Raw genomic sequence first — 18924 nt, 5'->3', positions numbered from 1 at the left:
ATGACCACCTTGACGTCGCCGGATTCGAGGAGTGTGGCGAGTGCATCTAGGTTCTCGTGGTTCACCACGCAGCTGACGGTCTGCACATCGGTCGAGCCTCGCCCCATCAGGGCCGCACGCGCCGCCCTCGGTAGGCCGGCGAAGAAGCCTCCCGTGTTGCCGATGCTGTTTGGAATGAGCATCCCGGTGGGTGTTAGCACCTGAGCCGTCGCCGAGGGCGGGTGGTTCATCACATTGTCGAGGATGATGTCGTAACGCTGCTCGCTGCGGGTGAAGTCCTCCTCGGTGTAGTCGATGACGTGATCGGCACCCAGCGATCGGACCAGCTCGAGGTTCCGGGTGCTGGTCACGCCGGTGACTTCCGCACCGAGCGCCTTGGCGATTTGCACCGCAAACGTTCCGACGCCTCCCGACGCCCCGTTGATCAGAACCCGGGTCCCCGGTCCGACCTTGCCCACGTCGCGGATTGCGATCAGCGCGGTGAGGCCCGACATGACAGATGCCCCAGCCGCCTCGAAGGAGAGTCCGACAGGCTTTTTGATCAGCTGGGACGCCGGAGCCACAGCGAATTCTGCGAACGCGCCGGCCCGGTTGGCGAGAGTGTCGGCCCACGATGACCCGAATACATCGTCGCCGGGCTGAAGATCGGTCACATTCTTGCCGACGGCCTCGACCACCCCGGCGACATCGGTTCCCCGCACCTGGGTCGACGGCTGCCGAAGCCCAGATTGCAGCCGGAGAATGTAGGGGACTCCAGCCACTGTGATCCAGTCGGGGGTGTTCACGCTGGTGGCCCGCACCCGGATCAGAACGTCGTCTTCGCCGACCGATGGGCGCTCGACCTCTTCCAGCTTGAGCACCCGCTCCGGCGCCCCGTACCCGTTCTGGACAATGGCCTTCATTGCACCTCCGTGGCCTACTCCGTATTTGCTTCGTGCTTTCATCGTCTCTTTCTGAATCGTCGTCTTGGCTGACATATTTTCTCTCCTTGCGTGAAGGGCTGACCGGGCTTATGAGCAAGCTGGTCAGATCCTCCTCGGTTGTCGCGTTCTCTGTACGTACGCTGTGATTCGTACGGAACCTAAGTTATGGCACAACGCCGCTGCCGTCATCGCCCCGTGGAACGATCGGTGGCTCCCCCCATAGGTGGATCGGGGAAGGCGGGGAGTAGGGGAACCTCCCCCGTGAGGCGGAGACTCGAATCCGCCTGTGGCGGGTAGCCGCGTTGGACGAGATAATTGACCCCCGAAACGCCGGGAACCCTTGCAATGGGGGCTGTCGCATGAATGTGCGTGGTTCTCGCGTTTTGGTGTGCCGCGCGGAACAATGGTGTCATGGTGAATGTACGTACTGTTGAGCGGGATCAGTTGGTGTTGATGCCACCGTCGTTGTCTGACTGGTTGCCTTCGGATCATTTGGTGTGGTTTATTGTTGATGTGGTCGCCGAGTTGGACATGTCGGGGTTCTATTGGTCGCTGCGGAGCGACGGTCGGGGCGGTGCTTCGTATGACCCAGTAGTGATATTGGGGATACTTCTGTATGCGTACTGTGTGGGGGAACGATCGAGCCGCCGTATCGAGCAACGTCTCTGTGACGATGTCGCGTTCCGGGTGATTGCCGCGAACCAGCAGCCGGATCATGCCACGTTGGCTCGGTTCCGTCGCCGTCATCAGGAGGCCATTGCTGGTGTGTTCTCCCAGGTGGTGGCGTTGTGTGTTTCTGAAGGTCTGGTGCGCTCGGGTGTGGTGGCGATTGACGGGACGAAGATCGAAGCCGACGTATCGGCCGGGTCGTTGGTGACTCGTCGTCAGATCGTCGACGAGATCCTGAAGGAGGCTGAAGCGGTTGATGCTGCCGAGGACCTCGAGTACGGGGCACGCCGTGGCGATGAGCTGCCCGTTAGGTGGGCGGATCGCCGCGACCGTCGGGTGAGGCTGCGTGAAGCGTTACGTCAACTCGATGCTGACGGTCCGTCTGATGCCGAGTCGTATCAGGCAGATCGCACGGTCAAGGAGGCCGCGTTGGGTCGTAAGCTCGGTGGCCGTCGAGCAGATCCGACAACGAAGTGGGCGAGTGCGGCTCGGACCCGCAGAATCAACGTCACCGACCCCGATAGCCGCACACTCAAAGACCGTCGCCGTTTCATCTGGGGATACAACGCACAAGCAGCCGTCACCGAAGACCAGATCGTTGTCGCCGCCCAAGTCACCACCGTCGCCCGGGACTCGGTCGTGTTCGAAGCAATGGTTGTTGCTACCGAGAAGAACCTTGTGGACACCGGCGCCGACCCGGTGGAGACGTTCGTTGCCGATACCGGCTACTGGTCAATCCCCAACGCCACGCTCGATATCGACGCTGAAGTGTTGATCACCCCGATGCCCCTGACCGGGGGTATCACCGACCCGGATGATCCACGTCTTGCTCAACGTAGAGAAGTGATTGAACGCCTCAACGCAGCGGAGGTCACCGTCACAGCAGCCGCTGCCGAAATGGGGGTATCAACTACCACGGCCCGCAAACTTCTGCGGAACCATCGCGCTGGTCGCCCAGACTCGGTCGAGGTCCGACAAGCCATGGTTGAACGGCTCGCCACCGAACACGGAGCCGCCGCCTATGCCAAACGCAAAACCACCGTCGAGACGGTCTTCGGGAACATCAAAGCCAACCTCGGGTTTCGGCGATTCTCGAACAGAGGACTCGATGCAACGTCAAGTGAGTGGCGACTCGTGTGCACCGTCCACAACCTGCTCAAAATCCACCGCCAGAGACTCGCAGCCATCTAAACCCGGAACAAGGATCGACGCGGCCTAACCCAGACACGCCAAAAACCCCCGCTCGGCGGCCATCTATGCGACAGCCCCCATTGCAAGGGTTTCTGCTGGTAGCCCCGACCGGATTTGAACCGGCGTTACCGCCTTGAGAGGGCGGCGTCCTAGGCCTCTAGACGACGGGGCCGAGAGCGACCTACGGGAAGGTCGCCGGCTCGGAGGGGAGGACTCGAACCCCCAATGACGGGACCAGAACCCGGCGTGTTACCAATTACACCACCTCCGAATGGAGCCGCAAGGATACGCTTCCGCAGCCAAAGTGGCAATCTCAGACCGCCACTACGATGCACGCATGCATTTGCGCCATACCGTCGCCGTCCTCGCAATCGTTGCGACTGCATGCTCAACAACATCGAGTCCATCAGCCACAGACACCCCGAGCACGAGCGGACCGCTTTCAGTCGCCGCCGCTCCCCCGCCAACAAGTTTGTCGGTTGACGGGCCGACTCCTGTCCCTCTTTCCGATACCGACCTCCCCTACTCCCCCATTCGATCTTCACGTGCTCCGTCTGGCAACCTCGCAGAACAGCCGATCTCGAACGGTGGGACATTTGCCCCGCCCATCAGCTTCCTCGTCGATCCCGAATCGATACGTATCGACCTTGCGGTCGTGTCGGGGGACCTGTACATCTCGGTCGCCTCAGTGACGGACAGTGCGCTCACCCGCGCCACTCTGACCAACGATGGCATAGGCCTAGAAGGGGCCGTGCAGTGGGCCGGTGTAGGTCCCGACCCGATGTTCGGCTCCGTGGGCGACAACGTTGGTTTTGTTGATCTCCCCGACCGGACCGCACAGACGGGCGCTGTCCCGTTTGGCGACGGCTGGGCGTGGGTCTTCAGCGAAGACATTGTCGCTATCGGGACACCGAACGATTATTCCGAGACCCCTGTGAACTTGCTCAATGACACACTTCTTGCGACGGATGGCGCCTTCATCGTCGCACTCACCGACCCTGTCAGCCGGCTCAACCACGGAATAGTCGGCGACGCAATCGAAGCCGGCGGCTTCGTTGTGATCGAAGACAACGGCGCGATTCGGTCCCGGGTCGTCCTCGACGAGCCCGACGTCATCGAAGGACGCTCCGCAATGCTCGGTGATGTCACGGGAAACGGTGAGACAGAAGTCGTAGTGACGATATCGAACGCTTCGGACGGGTCTCGAATGGCGGTATTCGATCTCGACGGCACGTTGCTAGCGGAGAGCGCCCCAATCGGGCAGGGCAACCGGTGGCGTCACCAGCTCGCCATCGTTGACGACCCCGAGGGCCCGCTGATCCTCACCATTCTCACACCCCACATCGGTGGCTGCCTGCAAGCACTACGCATCGTCAACGGCCGTCTCGAATCCGTTGCGATCAAAGGCGACTACTCATCGCACACGATCAACTCCCGAACCCTCGACGGTGCTTACGTCGGCGACCTCGATGGGGACGGCAAGTGGGAGGTGTTAGTACCAAATCAACGCCGAAACACTTTGGTCGCACTGTCGCTCGAAGGCGATAACTTTCAAGAGGACTTCACCCTCGTGACGCCCGAGGGGGCGCGGTTCGAGTCCAACATTGCTGTCATCGACTGGGGTGATCGCACGGTCGTCGCGATCGTCACTGTCGACGGAGCCGCCGCCATCTGGATGACTCGCGGGTAACCACCCCTTGACACGGCGGTTGACTTCTTCAGTGGTCTGCGGCCAGCAACTCCGTAACAGTGTTGAGCCGGGCCAGCGTGGTATCTCTGCCGAGTGCGGTGATCGACTCGAACAGTGGCAGACTCACAGACGAACCTGAGATCGCAACACGCAACGGCTGAAAACCCTTACGTGGGTTCAGGTCTTCAGACTCAAGCATCGCACGCAAGGCCTGTTCGACGGACTCGGTCGAAAAATCACTGAGGGAGCTCAACGCCTGAGCCGCGGCACTGACCGCCCGGGCGGCGTCCGGCTTCGTCATGACTTTCTGCCACGAAGTCTCGTCATATGAAACGTCAACAAACAGGAATCGCATCTGCGGAGCAATCTCGGTGAGACGCTTGGTACGCTCTTGCACGAGCGGCGCCATTGCAGCGAGCACCTCAGATTCCTCCGGGCTCAACTGTCGACCAAGATCGTCCTCGACAAGCGGTTCAATGAGGGAGACAAACGCCGAGCGATCCATGTCACGAATGTACACACCGTTCATCCACTCGAGCTTCTCAACGTCGAAGATCGCCGGGTTTTTCGAGACCCGGTTGAGATCAAACTTCTCAACCATGCCTGCCAAATCGATCACGGTGTCATCGTCACCGGGACTCCACCCAAGCAGCGCAAGGTAGTTGACAACCGCGGCCGGTAGGAAACCAGCATCGCGATACGCGGCTAGCGCGGTGTGACCGTGTCGCTTGGACAACTTCTTCCCGTCCGGACCCATCAGCAGCGGAAGATGGGCGTAAATCGGCGGCTCGGCGCCCATTGCTTTGGTCAGAAGGATGTGTTTTGGTGTCGACGACAAAATGTCTTCGCCGCGAATGACGTGCGTGATTGCAAAGTCGACGTCGTCCACTGTGCTCGCCAGGTGATACGTCGGTGTGCCGTTCGAGCGAAGGATCACAAAGTCGTCGACCTGGATATGATCGAAGCGCACATCGCCACGCACGACATCGTTGAACACCGTCTCTCCGGGACGCGGGACCGCAAACCGCACCGTGGCCTTCTCCCCGCCCGCCAGTCGCTGCTGCGCCTCGTCCTGCGACACCTTGAACCGGCCGTCGTACGCCGGCGAAGTTCCATCTCGACGCGCTTGGTTCCGAAATTCTTCGAGCTGTTCCGGGCTGGCAAACGAGTAGTAAGCCTTGCCCTCAACAACTAGCTGCATCGCGACCTCGCGATATCGGTCGAGCCGCTCGGACTGCCGGTATGTCGTTTGTGGTCCGCCAACGACAATCCCTTCGTCCCATTCCAGCCCGAGCCATTTCATTGAATCGACAATGCTGTCTGAGAACTCCTGCGTAGATCGCGCCGTGTCGGTGTCATCGCTACGCAGGATGAACGTGCCACGGTTGTGACGAGCAAAGAGATAGTTGTACAACGCCGCGCGGGCGGTACCGACATGCAGATAGCCGGTCGGTGATGGCGCGATTCTTACACGGACGGTCACAACGCTGACCCTATGAACTCACGGTATTAGTAAGCACACCGATACCCTCGATCTCAACGTCGACTTTGTCCCCGGGGTTCAAAACGCCGACTCCCTCGGGAGTCCCGGTCAAGATCACATCACCGGGCAGAAGGGTCATGATCTTCGAAATATATGAAACGATGAATCCGACTCCAAAGATCATGTCGGCTGTCGAACCCGATTGGCGCATGTCGCCATTGACACGGGTGATGATCGACAGCCCCTCTTGCGGGTCGATGTCGGTATCGATGGCGGGTCCGAGCGGGCAGAACGTATCGAAGCCTTTGGCGCGCGTCCACTGCACGTCATCGCGCTGGTGATCTCGGGCGGTGATATCGTTCGCTGCCGTGTATCCCAGGATATGCGGACCAACGTCTTCGATCTCGACGTTACGCGTGACACGGCTGATCACAACTGCAAGCTCACCCTCGTAACTCAGCTCGCTACTCGACTCGGGGTATCGAATCGTCTGCATTGGTCCGATCACGGTCGTCGGCGGTTTCAAAAAGAGCGCCGGTTCGGCTGGGACATCGTTACCCATCTCCTGCGTATGACCTATGTAGTTTCGGCCGACACATACAACCTTCGTCGGAATAACCGGGGCCAACAAGCGAGCCTTGTCCCAATCGACCACCGTCTCGGTCGGCTCCCATGCGACAAACGGCGAGCCACGATACAACCGAATCCCCTCGTTTTCGACAACTCCATATGTGATGTCATCGGCCTTGGTGTCAACGCGGACAATCTTCATGCGGGTGATCTCATATCTATCAGTCGCTCAAGAATCGTTCGCCGGCCCGAATCCGGGCTGCTACGTCGGCGGGGGATTCGAGCAATACCGAACTGGGAATGGCATCGATCAGGGCGCGGGCGTGTGCGTCGTTGTGCGCAAGGTTGGCAAAGGCCACGTTGCGTGCCCGCGCGAATGCGGCGGAGTTCGTCTCGCTCCGGTACCCGCACAACGTCAGCGCAACCTCCACATCTTCGACCGTAGGGCTACGTCCACAGAGTGACGCCCGTGCACCGGCAATGAGTGCTATTGCGTACTCCGCGTCGTGGTGGTTTTCCCCCTCCGCAAACTCAAATGCGGCACGGCCAACGAGTTTCAATGCGAACCCGGTACCTGGACCAATGCGGCCAAATCCCGGACCTACCGGCATCTGCTCGGGGGCCGTGATATCCCCTGGCCGCGTTGGTGTCCAGCGACGCGGCACACCAACCCTCGCAACAGTCCGCGGACGATCCGCAGGCTCTAGCTCTATGTTCGGCTCTTGGCCCATGGTTGTGGATTTACTCCCGGGAGACAGCACTTGATGTTCGACAGACTCGAACCGTCGCCATGCTACCGATCAGACGTATTCGCGCCACTCGTCATGATCAGGGGTCTCCCCTTTGACGATGGCCATGTAGCGTTCTTGCACGAATTTGGTCACCGGGCCTGGTTTGCCCGCCCCGATGACGAGATCATCCACTTCACGGATGGGCGTCACTTCCGCGGCGGTTCCGGTCAAGAAAAGTTCGTCGGCGTAGTAGACATCGCTGCGGGTGATCACCCGCTCGACAACTTCGTAACCTTCCTCACGAAGGATTGTCATGACCGAGTCGCGGGTGATTCCGGCGAGGATGCCCGACGCGATCGGCGGGGTGGACACAACACCTTTCGACACGAGGAAGAGGTTTTCACCGGAACCCTCGCAGACCATGCCGTCATTGTTCAACAGGAGGGCCTCGTCGTAGCCGGACCGCAACGCCTCCCTTTTGGCGAGAACAGAGTTCACGTAGCCGCCAGCGCCCTTAGCATTTGGTATGAAAGAACCCTGGTCGATGCGTCTCCACGACGATATCTTCACACGGATCCCGTTTGCGAGACCGTCATCACCCAGGTACGCCCCCCACGGCCAACATGCGATGAGGCACATCGGATCTGCACCCTCAGGGTTAAGACCCATCGACCCACCACCGAAAAACACGAGCGGCCGAATGTAGCCCTGGGCGAGTTCGTTCTCACGGAGGACCTGCTTTACGGCCTCGACAAGCTCTTTGGTCGAGTACTCGACAGGCACCCAATACACCTTGGCACCGTTGCGTAAACGTTGCATGTGGTCGGTGAGCCGGAACACCGCGGTGCCACCCGGTGTGTTATACGCCCGGATACCTTCGAACACACCCGTGCCGTAGTGGAGCCCGTGGGTGAGGAAGTGAACGTTCGCATCTTCCCACGGCGTCATCTTCCCGTTGACCCAAATGAGTTTTGTTGCCTCCATGTTGGTTACTCCTGTGTATGCAGACGCGGTCCGTGCCACCCGAGGATCGTTTCGAACCGCTCGAGCCGATGTTTTGGCGACCCGCCCCTCGAGAGCTCGTGACTCTCGGGCGACGGAAACCTCACCAGTTCTGCCTCGCAGCCTGTTGATTTGAGCGCCGTGAAAAACTGTTCGCCCTGTTCGATCGGACAGCGGAAATCTGCTTCCGAGTGTAGAACCAACGTCGGTGTCACGATTCGGTGCGCGACTGAAAGCGGGCTTGCACGCCATAGTTTTCGAAAATCGTCAGGTAGCGTGAGCCCGGTCATCATCTTCGTGAACCATGGCCCGATATCAGAGGTGCCTATGAACGAGATGAAGTTGTAAAGCCCACGTTCTGATATTGCGGACTTGAATCTATTATCGCGAGCGAGAACGAATCCAACGGCCCATCCGCCGTAAGAACCACCCATCACTCCCATGCGGTCTACGTCAAGACGGGGAAAGGCGGCAGCGGCCGTGTCGACGGCTGCAAGGATGTCGAACAAATCTGGGGGTGTCTCCTCGTGCCAGCGCCCGACAGCGGCGCGCATGTGTACCCGACCGTGCCCACTGGAACCGCGGGGATTAATGGCAACGACGCCGTAGCCAGCCCCGACATACACCTGGAACTCGTCGAAGAAGTTATACCCGTACTGTGTCGCCGGCCCACCGTGGATGTTGAGGAGAAGCGGGACACGGTCATTGCCGTCGCCGGGTAGGTACACCCACCCGGCGATCGAGACTCCGTCATGTTCTATTGCGAACTCGTGCGGCTCAACGAGATGAGCAGCGTTCCTGAATTCGCCATTGAGGTCCGTTAGTCGGGTCTCGGATCCGTCTTCATACCAGTAAAGCTCGCCGGGGTCGGTGGGCTCGGCGGCGACGAATACCAGGGCGGATCCGTCGGTGAGTGATGAGAAGCCTGACACCCATCGATTTCCACCAACGAGGGTCTCCCACGAGTCGCCTCGCAAAGACACGACGTGCACCCGACCTTCGTATTCCAGCGTGCTAAAGATGCGACCATCCTCAAGAAAGACCGGCCCGGTAGGCTGCGAAGGGGGCGACGACTCGAAGTTGTAGTCCAGGGACGTGAGTTGTTCGAGTCCTCTAGCCGTCACTTTCTGAAGCGGATAGATCGTAGGGTGCGCCCATTCGTCGTCAATTCCGACGACGTGCAGTGCACCGTCAGGCGCATAGGTCAGCGATGACCAAGTTCCGATCTCGCTGACCTCGACTGTTGCTCCGAGCGCTGTGGGGACCGTGAACACCTGGGCGCCTGGAAGAACCCCGTCCGGGTTGTGACGTTGAGATTGGAATGCCACCGTTTTCCCATCGGGGGACACCGCAATTCCCCACTCGTTGAATTCGCCAGTGGTGAGACACACCGGGTCAGAACCGTCGAGTGACACACGCCACACATGGGTGCGCCTGTCGTAGGTGAATCCGAGATTGTCACCTCGATACAGCGCTGCGGAAATGTGTTTTGCGAGTCGAGGTCGCTCGTCCTTATCGACGTCCTTCAGCTCGTCGATCCACTCGGCCGCGATAACGATCAGCCCTGATCCGTCGGGCAGCCACACCAGTTCACGAACACCGAGTTCAAACTCCGAAACAACGGCCGCCTCGCCCCCGCTGGCCGGCATCACCGCGATCTGACCGACGGTTTCTTTCCCCTGCGCTTTCCGCATGAACGCAAGTCGGTCACCATTTGGGGACCAACGCGGAGAGGTGTCCGAAAGGCCTGATGTAAAAGGAGAAGAATGAGAATCGTGCCAGACCCAGATCTGCCGTCGGTGCTCGTCGTCTTGAAGATCCATCTGCGAAACGACGAAAGCGACGCGGTCGCCATCGGGGTGCATCTGCGGATCCGAAGGCACTCTGAAGTCGCCGAGCTGTTCGGGTTTCATTGCGAAGGGTCCCTTCGAGGATCGGCACCAGGATAACGAGTACGGCGCCACACGGCCGCTTCCTGTAGCCTCCGCGCATGCATCGATTCATCGCGTCAGGTTTCGGCGTTGGGCTTATCCCGCAAAGGCTTTGGGGATCCGACAACGGCGCCGGCACATTTGGGGCAATGCTCGCCGCGGCACTGGCATGGGTGACGTGGTCATCGGGTGTCGGAGTTCAGATCACACTTGTCGTGATTGCGATCGGGCTTTCGCTGTGGTCGCCGCGCCCGTTCGCAGACGACCACGCTGACCCGGGGTGGGTTGTTATCGATGAGGTTGCGGGAACGTTGATCGCCCTCGTCGGTCTGTCGGTCGGTGGAGTCCCGTGGTTCGGCGCGCTTGTTGTCGCCAGGCTTGCCGACATCTACAAGGTGTTACCTGGAATACGACAGGCCGAATCCCTGCCAGGGGCAGTGGGCATCACAATGGACGACTTGCTTGCGGGCCTCTATGGTCTCGCAGCCGGGTGGGCACTCACTCTTGTATTTTGACGGACCGACCTTCGCCAAAGAAGCCTATCCAAGTTCGAAGTAGCGGACCGAGAGCACACCCGCAAGGCTCAGAATATCTGCCAGCTGCTCCTCTGAGACGGGCTGATCGAGACACAAGCCCATCATCGCGGCGCCCACGGGCGTGCGACCGACGACCATGTCGGCAATGTTGATCCCCTGCTTGCCCAGATAACCGCCGACACGTCCGATCACGCCTGGAGTGTCATCGTTGCGAAGCATCAGCATGTTGCCACCCAATGGGACCTCGATGTAATAGCCGTCGATCTCGGTAAGAACAGGACCCTTGTGCGTGCTGATCGAACCCGCAACAACGCGGTCGCGGCCATCCAACGTTCCCGTGATCCGAATGCTCGATTGATACGCATCGGTCGAAGCGCGCGCCATTTCACGCACCACAACACCACGTTGCGCCGCGATTGATAGCGCATTGACGTAGGAGACCGGGCGTTCAGATACGGTTGAGAGTGCGCCTTTCAACACTGCCAGCACGAGCGGCTTGACGGAAAACTCGCTGATTGCCCCCTCAGCTATGACTGTGAAGTCCTGCGGGACACCCCGTGCAAGCGCTACAAACACGCGGCCCAACTGGGCGGCAAGGGGGAGAAAGGCGATGAGCTCGCTCGGTACATTCGGGCCGAGATCGAGGTTCACACCGGTCAACACCAGTTCCCCGCGCAACGTTGCAGCGACCGATTCCGCCACGGCAATCCCGGCTTTGTCCTGAGCCTCGACCGTTGAAGCGCCAAGGTGCGGCGTCACAACGATCGCCCGTTGTTCAAAAACTGGGGACGAAGTAGTCGGTTCGACGTCGTACACATCGATCGCCGCACCCGCAATCACACCATTGGCGACGGCGTCGGCGAGGTCGCTCTCTACAACAATGCCCCCGCGGGCAACGTTCACTACGACTGCTGTTGACTTCATCTGACGAAAGGCCGCAGCGTTGAGCAATCCTTCTGTCTCGCGGTTACGGGGGAGGTGAATCGTAAGGAAATCAGCCGCTGCGAGCACCTCGTCCTTGGAGACGAGGCTGACGCCCATGCGGCTAGCCCGCTCCTCAGACACAAACGGATCGTACGCAACCAACGACATGCCAAACGCTCTGGCACGTTCTGCGACCAGCGATCCGATCTTGCCGAGACCCAATATGCCGAGGGTTTTTCCGTGCAGTTCGACACCCCCGAGTTTCGAGCGATTCCATTCCCCTTTGCGGAGTGATGCGTCCGCCTCGGGGATGCGGCGTGCCTGAGCGAGGATGAGCGCCATCGTGTGTTCGGCAGCGCTGATGACATTGGCGTTGGGAGCGTTGACGACGAGCACACCCGCTGCGGTCGCTGCGTCGAGATCGATGTTATCCACGCCGATCCCCGCACGACCGATCACGTCGAGATTCGGTGCGGCAGCGATCAACTCGGCATCCACGGTCGTAGCCGACCGGACAAGAAGTCCGCGCGCGTCGACAAGGCGACGTTTCAGCTCTTCGCGATCGACACCCACCGCAAGGTCGACTTCGCAATGCTCGGAGAGTGCCGCTATGCCCGCGGCGGCGATCTCTTCGGCGACAACGACTTTTGGCTTCACGCTTCCATCCTGGTCTCGCAAGGCGCCATCATTGCACTAGTCGACCGAGCCTAAAAATCGAGCGACCCTGGCACGTCCGCGATTTCTGATCGCCCCTTGATTTGCAGCAATAAGTCCGTACGCTTGGGTTGTAGCCGACAATCGGAGATGCCATGACAACCACCTATTGGCCACCGAGACACGTCCTTGTTGGCATCGACGGGTCCGAACAAGCGACCCGCGCAGCCGAGACCGCCGCCGACATGGCGCGGACAAACGGAGCCAGGTTGACAATCATCACAGTCGTGAGACCACCTGAAGGCTGGTGGGGGATTGTTGGCGCTCCGCCAACCGCAGCAGCGTTGGCGCGGATGCTCGAGTCCGCACAGCGTGAGGTCCTCGACGCTGCCGAGGAGACCGTCAATCTCAGCGATATCGAATATCAGCTTGTGGAAGAGATCGGCGATCCCGCGGCGGTGCTGACCAACTACGCGCTTGCCAACGACGTCGACCTTATCGTCCTCGGACGCCAAGGAGCCGGATTGCTGGAGAGGATCATGATCGGCTCGGTGGCTAACCGAGTCTCGCACAAGGCCCCGAGCGCGGTATTGCTCATTCCGTAGGCGGCACGACGACACCGCGCCCAAATAGGGAGCTGTTCATTGCGCTGATGGCGGCGGTACCTGCGTTCGACCCCACCCATCCAACAAAATCGGCGAGTCGGTCGGACGTGTCGACAAGCCACACGGCGGTGTACACATTGTCGTACCTGTCAGCGTCGGCGATCTGGACGATACGCAGAGTCTCGGCAAGCGATGATGCCGCCAACGTCCCCTCTTCGACCCATACGAAGGCTTTGCGCACGAGGGCGACCTGCAGAGTGAAACCCATGCCCTGACCTGTGGTGATGAGCCAAGGAGCGCCGGCTGGATCGATACCCGATGCTGCCCACACACCGATCTCAGACTCATACGTCCCCGACCCGTCGGCACGAGTAACGAACGGCGCGCCGTCGCGAGCGATCGCGGCAAATGCTTCGGGTGCGGTGAGTCCGTCATAGGCACTTGCGGTTTCGGGCGGACCGACAAGCACGAACCTCGTCCCAAACAGAGTGCCGGTGGAGGCGTCTTCGTGGCGCTGCGTAAACGCCGCCAGCCGATCCGGAGCGTGCACGATCGCCAGGTCGGCAGCGCCCTGCTGTAACAGTTCTAGCGCCTCCGCCGATGTTGCAGCCACAACGCGAGCGGCGCCTAGCCCCGGAGAAGCTTCGACCAAGTACTTGACAACACCGTTGTCCACCACAGTGGTGCCGGCAGCAACAACCGGCGCGGATGGTGAGACCGAACTTCCACACGCTCCAGTCGCAACCACCAGCACGGCTAGCATCGCTACCTTCCTCACGCTCTCTCCACCGCCCGGACCGCTGTCGCCTTCACGCTCACGAACACCTCGGCAGAGACTTCAATACCGAGAGCATCCCGAGCCGCCGGTGTGATGACAGCGACGATCGGCACACCAACATCGACGATGAGCCGTATTAGAGAGCCGAGACGGACACTTGAAGAGACGGAGCCCCGCCAGTTGTTTTGGGCCGATGTTGTTGTGTCTCCGCGCGAAACGAGCACAGCCTCAGCGCCGAATAGGACAGCAACCTTGTCGCCGACGTCGAGGCCTTCGGCAAGGCGAGCGTTGATCGACACGGGACCGCACGCAACGGTGCACATGTCGGCGCGCACCTCGGTTACAGCTCCTACGAGCACATTTTCCACCCCGATGATTTGCGCAACGTCTTCAGAAACAGGTGAATGCATAACGTCGGCGACCGGACCCTGCTGCAAAATCTCGCCATCAACCAAGATCGCAACCTCAGTCGCCAACATCGCGACAACGTCGCGGTCATGGGCCACGATCACCGCCGACCGTTCCTCTGAGGCTTCCGCAATGGCGCGGATTACTAACCCTCGATCTCGCTGGTCAATCGGGGCAAGAGGTTCGTCAAGTAGCAGCAGTTTGGCCTCCGAAGCAAGCACCCGAGCTAGGTTGACGCGCTTCTGCTCGCCACCGGACAGACTTCGCCCCCGTACGTCAAGAACGTCCGCGACACCGAGTAACGCGGCCCAATGTTTCGCACGTGACGTCTTCGTTTCGGATAAACCGACGGCCAGCGTGCGGATCGCAGGACCGCGCAGCATCCACGTGTGCTGCGGTAGATATGCAACATCGCTCCGCGTGTCGAACAGGTGTCGGAGGAGCGTGGTCTTTCCAGCGCCGTTGGCGCCGAAAAGAACCAGTCGTCCGAATGGCGGAATCGAGATATTCGGTACAGCGACCGCTCCGCATCTAGCCATCGCGCTCTCCCTTTACCTGCAACCACGTCAGTACACCGTTCGTAAACAATGCAACCACAAGGAGCACCCCGCCGAGCGCGAGAGCAGCACCGAACCTCGCCTGACGTGTCTCTTGAACAATCGCCGTGGTCAAAACACGCGTCTCGCCAACGATGTTTCCGCCAACAAGCAGCACAGCGCCAACCTCGGCGATCACGCGGCCAAACCCAGTTGCGACTGCCGCCAAGATCTGCGGCCAGGCCTCCGTTACATACACCCTGAATCGTGTCACTGCGTTCAGCTGCAGCGAACTCACGAACTCGACGGCAGGAGCCGGAAGCGAACCTACTGCGGCAGCAGTGAGCCCAATCACGATCGGTGTGGCCAGTACTACCTGGGCGATCACCATTGCGGCGGGCGTGAACAAAATGTTCAGACCACCGAGGGGACCGGCGGGCCAAATCAGCAGCAACAGAACCAGCCCAACCAACACCGGCGGAAGGGCCATGGCCGTGTTAACGAGGGTCATCACAAGCGTCCGGCCGACAAACCGGGTCCTCCCGAGAATCACACCGAGCGGCACACCCAACACAACGGCACCGAGCGTTGCCGATATGGCGATCCATACGGTTCTTATCACAACCGAGGTGAGATCCGCCCCCGATCCTCGGAAGAAGTCGAGGGTCTCCCGGAGAACGTCACCGAGAAAACCCATGTTTACTGGCTCTGGAAGAAAAAGTACCAAGCTCCGAAAGCGACAACCCCCGAGAGAACCGCGATCTTGATCGTCGATTTCACGATCGAATAGACGAGCCCAATGACACCAAGAACACCTATGGCTGCAAGGACCAGGGCGAACTTCGGGTTCGTCTCAACGAGACCCGCCGGCACAAGGTTCTGCGCGCGATCAGGCAGGAGATCGAACGCGTCCTTGGGGATTTTGTGAATCACGCCGCTCTTGAACCGCTGAACGATGTCGTCTGACAAATTCTCAACTACTTCTGGGGGCAGATCTTCGAGATGGAACCATAAGGTTTGCATTTCCACATCGTAACCGAACAATCGTGGGACGCATTGGATAGAAGCTATCGTGCACTCGATGGCTACGACATCGTTCACCGATCCCCCATCCCTTACCCGTAAAATCACTCGCGGGATTCGTAAGAAGTGCTCGCGGTGCGGAGGTGGCAGACTGTTCCCCCGCTGGTTCGAGCAACACGAAGACTGCCCGAATTGCGGTCTCCACTTCGAACGCGAGAACGGCTACTTCCTGGGCGCGATGATGATTAACTTCGGCGTGACCGAAGCCGTATTCCTGGTGGTATTGCTCACATCCCTTGTCATCACTTGGCCAGACATCCCTGTCGGGAAACTCACAGCGATAATGCTGGCCACGAACCTTGCAGTTCCTCTACTCTTCTGGCCCTTCTCACGCACTCTCTGGGTTGCGGCAGAACGGCACTTCTATCTGAAGAACAACGAGGATTCCTGAGCGTTGACGCAGGCTACGCTCCTAGCTCATGGAAGACACAAGCGAGAGCCGGGACGCGTCACTTCGCCTTGACATCAGACTGCTCGGAGACCTCCTAGGTGAGACGCTGGTGCGCCAAGAAGGCCCGCAACTGCTGGCGCTCGTCGAGGAAGTTCGCAAGTACACCAAGCTGATCCGCGGAGCCGGAGACCAGCCGGCGGACCTGTCCGCAACAAAGGATCTCACCGACCTCCTCGCCGATCTTGATATCGACACAACAATGTCGCTCGTCCGTGCGTTCACTGTATTTTTCTACCTCGCCAACGTTGCCGAGCAAACACACCGCCTCGACGAAGACACCCAGCGGGGCTCTGCAGGTAGCGGTCAACTCGAGCGAGTAGTCGATGCGATATTAGATTCAGATCATGTTGGGAACGACAACCTTCAAGCTGCCGTAGAGAGTCTCGATCTCCGGCCGGTGTTCACCGCCCATCCCACAGAAGCTGCGAGGCGGTCAATTCTCTCCAAGACAACAGCCATCGCGGTCCTTCTCAACAAACGCTCTGACGCCCGGCTCTCCGCAACGGACAAGGCACGGCTAGTCCGACGAATCGCCGAGCACATCGACCTCATTTGGCAAACCAATGAACTCCGCGATGAGCGGCCGACACCGGTCGACGAGGCCCGTTCAGCGATCTACTACTTCGACCAGATTTTCAGCCAGGTTGCGGGCGACCTATTCGACGAGTTCGCACACCAGATGACGCGCCTCGACCTCGACTACCCGCCTACGCTCGCACCCGTGTCGTTCGGCACTTGGGTTGGCGGGGATCGCGACGGCAACCCCAACGTGACACCTTCGGTGACGTTCGAGATCCTTGTTCTTCAGCACGATCGAGCGCTGCGTGGCCTCACCAAAGCCGTCGAAGAACTCTCCGCCGCGTTGAGTTCCTCCGACTTCCACACGGAGGTCAGCAGCAGCCTTACGGAATCGTTGGTTACTGACTCAGTTGCGCTCCCCGAGACCGCGCGCAAGTATCAAGCGCTGTCCGCCGGAGAGCCATACCGCCAGAAGTGTGCGTTTATCTATCAGCGACTGCTCAATACCCGACATCGAATCGCAACCGACGGCACACACGAGCCCGGTGTCGACTACCTAGAGGCCGGAGCATTTCTCTCTGACCTCGAGCTGATGCACGACAGCCTGATGGAAAACAACGGCGAACTGATAGCTGGAGGACTCGTCGCCCGCCTCATGCGACGGACAGCCGCCTTCGGATTCCGACTCGCCACCATGGACATTCGCGAGCATGCCGACCGCCACACTGCACTGATCAGCCACCTACTCGACCGCGTCGGCCAGCCCGGATACACCGATATGGACCTCGACAATAGGGTCGCCCTCCTCACCCATGAACTCGCAGGCGGAAGACCATTGAGCACGCTTGCCTCAGAACTACCGGATGACCTTGCGAGGACTTTGGAGATCTTTCACACCGTACGGCGCGCACTAAAACGTTTCGGACCTGACGTGATCGAGTCGTACATCATCTCGGAAACGCGCGGGGCGGACGACGTGCTCGCTGCTGCGGTGCTGGCCCGCGATGCAGGACTCGTTGACCTCACAGCGGGTGTCGCATCCATCGGATTCGTCCCACTGTTCGAAACGATCGATGAGGTACGCAACGCCCACCTCATCATGGACAAGCTGCTTTCTGCGGCGCCGTACCGTGAATTGGTTCGCCTGCGCGGAGATCGCCAGGAGGTCATGCTCGGCTATTCAGACTCGAACAAACACGGTGGCATAACAACGTCCCAGTGGGAGCTGTACCGGTGCTCACGTTCCCTTCGCGATGTCGCGATCAAGTACGGAATCGAGCTCGTGCTATTCCACGGTCGCGGTGGAACTGTTGGCCGCGGGGGTGGCCCCACAGGTGAGGCGATCATGGCGCAGCCGTGGGGCACCATCCACGGCCGCATCAAGATCACCGAGCAGGGTGAGGTCATCGCCGACAAATATGGCCTTCCCAGGCTCGCCGCTGACAACATGGAACTTGCGCTTGCGGCAACACTAGAAGCAACGGTGTTCCATCAAAGTTCTCGACGAGAGCCGGACGTTCTCGAGCGCTGGGACACCGCCATGTCCGCGATTAGCGATCCCGCATACGAAGCGTACCGGTCGCTGATCGACGACCCCCGTCTGGTTGATTACTTTTTGACATCGACACCCGTGAACGAACTCGCTTCGATGAACATTGGGTCGCGCCCATCGAAGCGCCCCGGCGGCGGCACGGACAACGTCGGCCTTGGCGGACTGAGGGCGATCCCGTGGGTGTTCGGCTGGACGCAGTCACGTCAAATCATTCCCGGTTGGTTTGGGGTCGGAGCGGGCCTGAGCGCGGCTCGCGAGGCAGGCCACGGCGACCTTATCGACGAAATGTATCGAGAGTGGTCCTTCTTCCAGGCGTTCATCTCAAACGTCGAGATGACGGTGGCCAAGACCGACCTTACGATTGCAGCCCGCTACGTCGACGCGCTCGCAAAACCCGAGTCGGCGGGTCTGTTCGATGTGATAGAGCACGAGTTCAACCAGACACTCGAGCAGATTCTCCTCATCACCGGCGGGGATGCTCTGATTGACCGATACCCGACGCTACGTCACACGCTTGCGGTGCGAGATCGCTACCTCGACCCCATCAGCTACCTACAGGTGTCGCTGCTCCAGCGTGTTCGCAAATCTGACGTCGTAGACCCCGACCTGAGGCGCGCCCTGCTGCTGACAGTAAACGGCCTAGCTGCAGGCCTCCGCAACACCGGCTAGCCAAACATGTTCTGGCCCC

Annotated in this window: 17 protein-coding genes and 2 tRNA genes; 6 read left to right on the top strand and 13 right to left on the bottom strand. The window is 60.0% G+C overall.

All coding sequences use genetic code 11. The features are described 5' to 3' along the window. Positions 1-977: NAD(P)-dependent alcohol dehydrogenase (locus IIC71_07050; GenBank protein ID MCH7668942.1), on the bottom strand; the 977-nt coding region annotated here is incomplete at its 3' end. A gap of 357 nt (positions 978-1334) precedes the next feature. Here IIC71_07050 and IIC71_07045 point away from each other — a divergent pair. Next, the gene (locus IIC71_07045) at positions 1335-2783 is read left to right on the top strand and encodes an IS1182 family transposase (protein MCH7668941.1); all 1449 of its coding nucleotides are present in this window, start codon (positions 1335-1337) and stop codon (positions 2781-2783) included. A gap of 96 nt (positions 2784-2879) precedes the next feature. Here the strand turns inward: IIC71_07045 and IIC71_07040 are convergent. Together IIC71_07040 and IIC71_07035 are read right to left on the bottom strand one after the other, a co-directional pair. Next, positions 2880-2955, bottom strand: a tRNA-Glu gene (locus IIC71_07040). A 27-nt stretch (positions 2956-2982) separates the two neighbouring features. Further along, positions 2983-3054, bottom strand: a tRNA-Gln gene (locus IIC71_07035). A gap of 66 nt (positions 3055-3120) precedes the next feature. Here IIC71_07035 and IIC71_07030 point away from each other — a divergent pair. Next, positions 3121-4473: a hypothetical protein gene (locus IIC71_07030; protein MCH7668940.1), complete on the top strand. Its 1353-nt coding sequence runs from the start codon at positions 3121-3123 to the stop codon at positions 4471-4473. A gap of 28 nt (positions 4474-4501) precedes the next feature. Here the strand turns inward: IIC71_07030 and IIC71_07025 are convergent, their stop codons facing one another. The 5 genes from IIC71_07025 to IIC71_07005 all read right to left on the bottom strand — a co-directional run bounded on the left by IIC71_07025 (position 4502) and on the right by IIC71_07005 (position 10172). After that, a complete protein-coding gene (locus IIC71_07025; protein MCH7668939.1) occupies positions 4502-5956 on the bottom strand; it encodes a glutamate--tRNA ligase in 1455 nt (484 codons plus the stop codon). A 10-nt stretch (positions 5957-5966) separates the two neighbouring features. After that, the gene (locus tag IIC71_07020) at positions 5967-6728 is read right to left on the bottom strand and encodes a fumarylacetoacetate hydrolase family protein (protein ID MCH7668938.1); all 762 of its coding nucleotides are present in this window, start codon (positions 6726-6728) and stop codon (positions 5967-5969) included. 19 nt (positions 6729-6747) lie between these two features. Continuing rightward, positions 6748-7257 carry a hypothetical protein gene (locus IIC71_07015; protein ID MCH7668937.1) on the bottom strand — a complete coding sequence of 170 codons (510 nt, stop codon included), beginning with the start codon at positions 7255-7257 and terminating at the stop codon, positions 6748-6750. Positions 7258-7326: 69 nt separating this feature from the next. Beyond that, positions 7327-8241, bottom strand: coding sequence for a branched-chain amino acid transaminase (locus IIC71_07010; protein MCH7668936.1), 915 nt, complete (start codon positions 8239-8241; stop codon positions 7327-7329). Between the two features lie 5 nt (positions 8242-8246). Beyond that, on the bottom strand, positions 8247-10172 hold the full coding sequence (locus IIC71_07005) for a S9 family peptidase (protein ID MCH7668935.1): 1926 nt from the start codon (positions 10170-10172) through the stop codon (positions 8247-8249). Positions 10173-10249: 77 nt separating this feature from the next. Here IIC71_07005 and IIC71_07000 point away from each other — a divergent pair, with 77 nt between their 5' ends. Further along, positions 10250-10705, top strand: coding sequence for a phosphatidylglycerophosphatase A (locus tag IIC71_07000; protein MCH7668934.1), 456 nt, complete (start codon positions 10250-10252; stop codon positions 10703-10705). Positions 10706-10729: 24 nt separating this feature from the next. Here IIC71_07000 and IIC71_06995 read toward each other — a convergent pair whose 3' ends face one another. Beyond that, the gene (locus tag IIC71_06995; GenBank protein ID MCH7668933.1) at positions 10730-12307 is read right to left on the bottom strand and encodes a phosphoglycerate dehydrogenase; all 1578 of its coding nucleotides are present in this window, start codon (positions 12305-12307) and stop codon (positions 10730-10732) included. Between the two features lie 152 nt (positions 12308-12459). On the opposite strand from IIC71_06995, the gene IIC71_06990 reads away from it, so the two are divergent. Then, positions 12460-12909 carry a universal stress protein gene (locus tag IIC71_06990; protein ID MCH7668932.1) on the top strand — a complete coding sequence of 150 codons (450 nt, stop codon included), beginning with the start codon at positions 12460-12462 and terminating at the stop codon, positions 12907-12909. Here the strand turns inward: IIC71_06990 and IIC71_06985 are convergent. From IIC71_06985 to IIC71_06970, 4 genes are read right to left on the bottom strand one after another with little or no spacing between them, the layout of a single operon-like run. Continuing rightward, positions 12899-13687, bottom strand: a complete 789-nt coding sequence (locus IIC71_06985) for a substrate-binding domain-containing protein (GenBank protein MCH7668931.1) — start codon at positions 13685-13687, stop codon at positions 12899-12901. The genes IIC71_06990 and IIC71_06985 overlap by 11 nt on opposite strands. Then, a complete protein-coding gene (locus IIC71_06980) occupies positions 13684-14634 on the bottom strand; it encodes an ATP-binding cassette domain-containing protein (GenBank protein MCH7668930.1) in 951 nt (316 codons plus the stop codon). Before IIC71_06980 ends, IIC71_06985 begins: the two co-directional genes overlap by 4 nt. Then, a complete protein-coding gene (locus tag IIC71_06975; GenBank protein ID MCH7668929.1) occupies positions 14627-15328 on the bottom strand; it encodes an ABC transporter permease in 702 nt (233 codons plus the stop codon). Before IIC71_06975 ends, IIC71_06980 begins: the two co-directional genes overlap by 8 nt. 2 nt (positions 15329-15330) lie before the next feature. Then, entirely contained in the window at positions 15331-15654 is a 324-nt protein-coding gene (locus IIC71_06970) for a hypothetical protein (GenBank protein MCH7668928.1), read from the bottom strand. Between the two features lie 58 nt (positions 15655-15712). Here IIC71_06970 and IIC71_06965 point away from each other — a divergent pair, with 58 nt between their 5' ends. Further along, the gene (locus IIC71_06965) at positions 15713-16105 is read left to right on the top strand and encodes a DUF983 domain-containing protein (GenBank protein MCH7668927.1); all 393 of its coding nucleotides are present in this window, start codon (positions 15713-15715) and stop codon (positions 16103-16105) included. Positions 16106-16133: 28 nt separating this feature from the next. Then, positions 16134-18905, top strand: coding sequence for a phosphoenolpyruvate carboxylase (ppc, locus tag IIC71_06960; GenBank protein ID MCH7668926.1), 2772 nt, complete (start codon positions 16134-16136; stop codon positions 18903-18905). The last annotated feature ends 19 nt before the right edge of the window (positions 18906-18924 follow it).

Source organism: Acidobacteriota bacterium (assembly GCA_022562055.1).
In the GTDB taxonomy this organism is placed as follows: Bacteria; Actinomycetota; Acidimicrobiia; order Spongiisociales; family UBA5794; genus BMS3BBIN02.
The sequence above is the reverse complement of the archived record's forward strand: the minus strand, read 5'-3'. Positions and strand labels throughout refer to the sequence as shown.

What these genes read in the sequence shown, in the direction of transcription:
- IIC71_07045 (MCH7668941.1), top strand. Translation starts at nt 1,335, where the DNA reads ATGGTGAATGTACGTACTGTTGAGCGGGATCAGTTGGTGTTGATGCCA.
- IIC71_07030 (MCH7668940.1), top strand. Translation starts at nt 3,121, where the DNA reads ATGCATTTGCGCCATACCGTCGCCGTCCTCGCAATCGTTGCGACTGCA.
- IIC71_07020 (MCH7668938.1), bottom strand. Translation starts at nt 6,728, where the DNA reads ATGAAGATTGTCCGCGTTGACACCAAGGCCGATGACATCACATATGGA.
- IIC71_07015 (MCH7668937.1), bottom strand. Translation starts at nt 7,257, where the DNA reads ATGGGCCAAGAGCCGAACATAGAGCTAGAGCCTGCGGATCGTCCGCGG.
- IIC71_07010 (MCH7668936.1), bottom strand. Translation starts at nt 8,241, where the DNA reads ATGGAGGCAACAAAACTCATTTGGGTCAACGGGAAGATGACGCCGTGG.
- IIC71_07005 (MCH7668935.1), bottom strand. Translation starts at nt 10,172, where the DNA reads ATGAAACCCGAACAGCTCGGCGACTTCAGAGTGCCTTCGGATCCGCAG.
- IIC71_07000 (MCH7668934.1), top strand. Translation starts at nt 10,250, where the DNA reads ATGCATCGATTCATCGCGTCAGGTTTCGGCGTTGGGCTTATCCCGCAA.
- IIC71_06990 (MCH7668932.1), top strand. Translation starts at nt 12,460, where the DNA reads ATGACAACCACCTATTGGCCACCGAGACACGTCCTTGTTGGCATCGAC.
- IIC71_06980 (MCH7668930.1), bottom strand. Translation starts at nt 14,634, where the DNA reads ATGGCTAGATGCGGAGCGGTCGCTGTACCGAATATCTCGATTCCGCCA.
- IIC71_06975 (MCH7668929.1), bottom strand. Translation starts at nt 15,328, where the DNA reads ATGGGTTTTCTCGGTGACGTTCTCCGGGAGACCCTCGACTTCTTCCGA.
- IIC71_06970 (MCH7668928.1), bottom strand. Translation starts at nt 15,654, where the DNA reads ATGCAAACCTTATGGTTCCATCTCGAAGATCTGCCCCCAGAAGTAGTT.
- IIC71_06965 (MCH7668927.1), top strand. Translation starts at nt 15,713, where the DNA reads ATGGCTACGACATCGTTCACCGATCCCCCATCCCTTACCCGTAAAATC.
- ppc (MCH7668926.1), top strand. Translation starts at nt 16,134, where the DNA reads ATGGAAGACACAAGCGAGAGCCGGGACGCGTCACTTCGCCTTGACATC.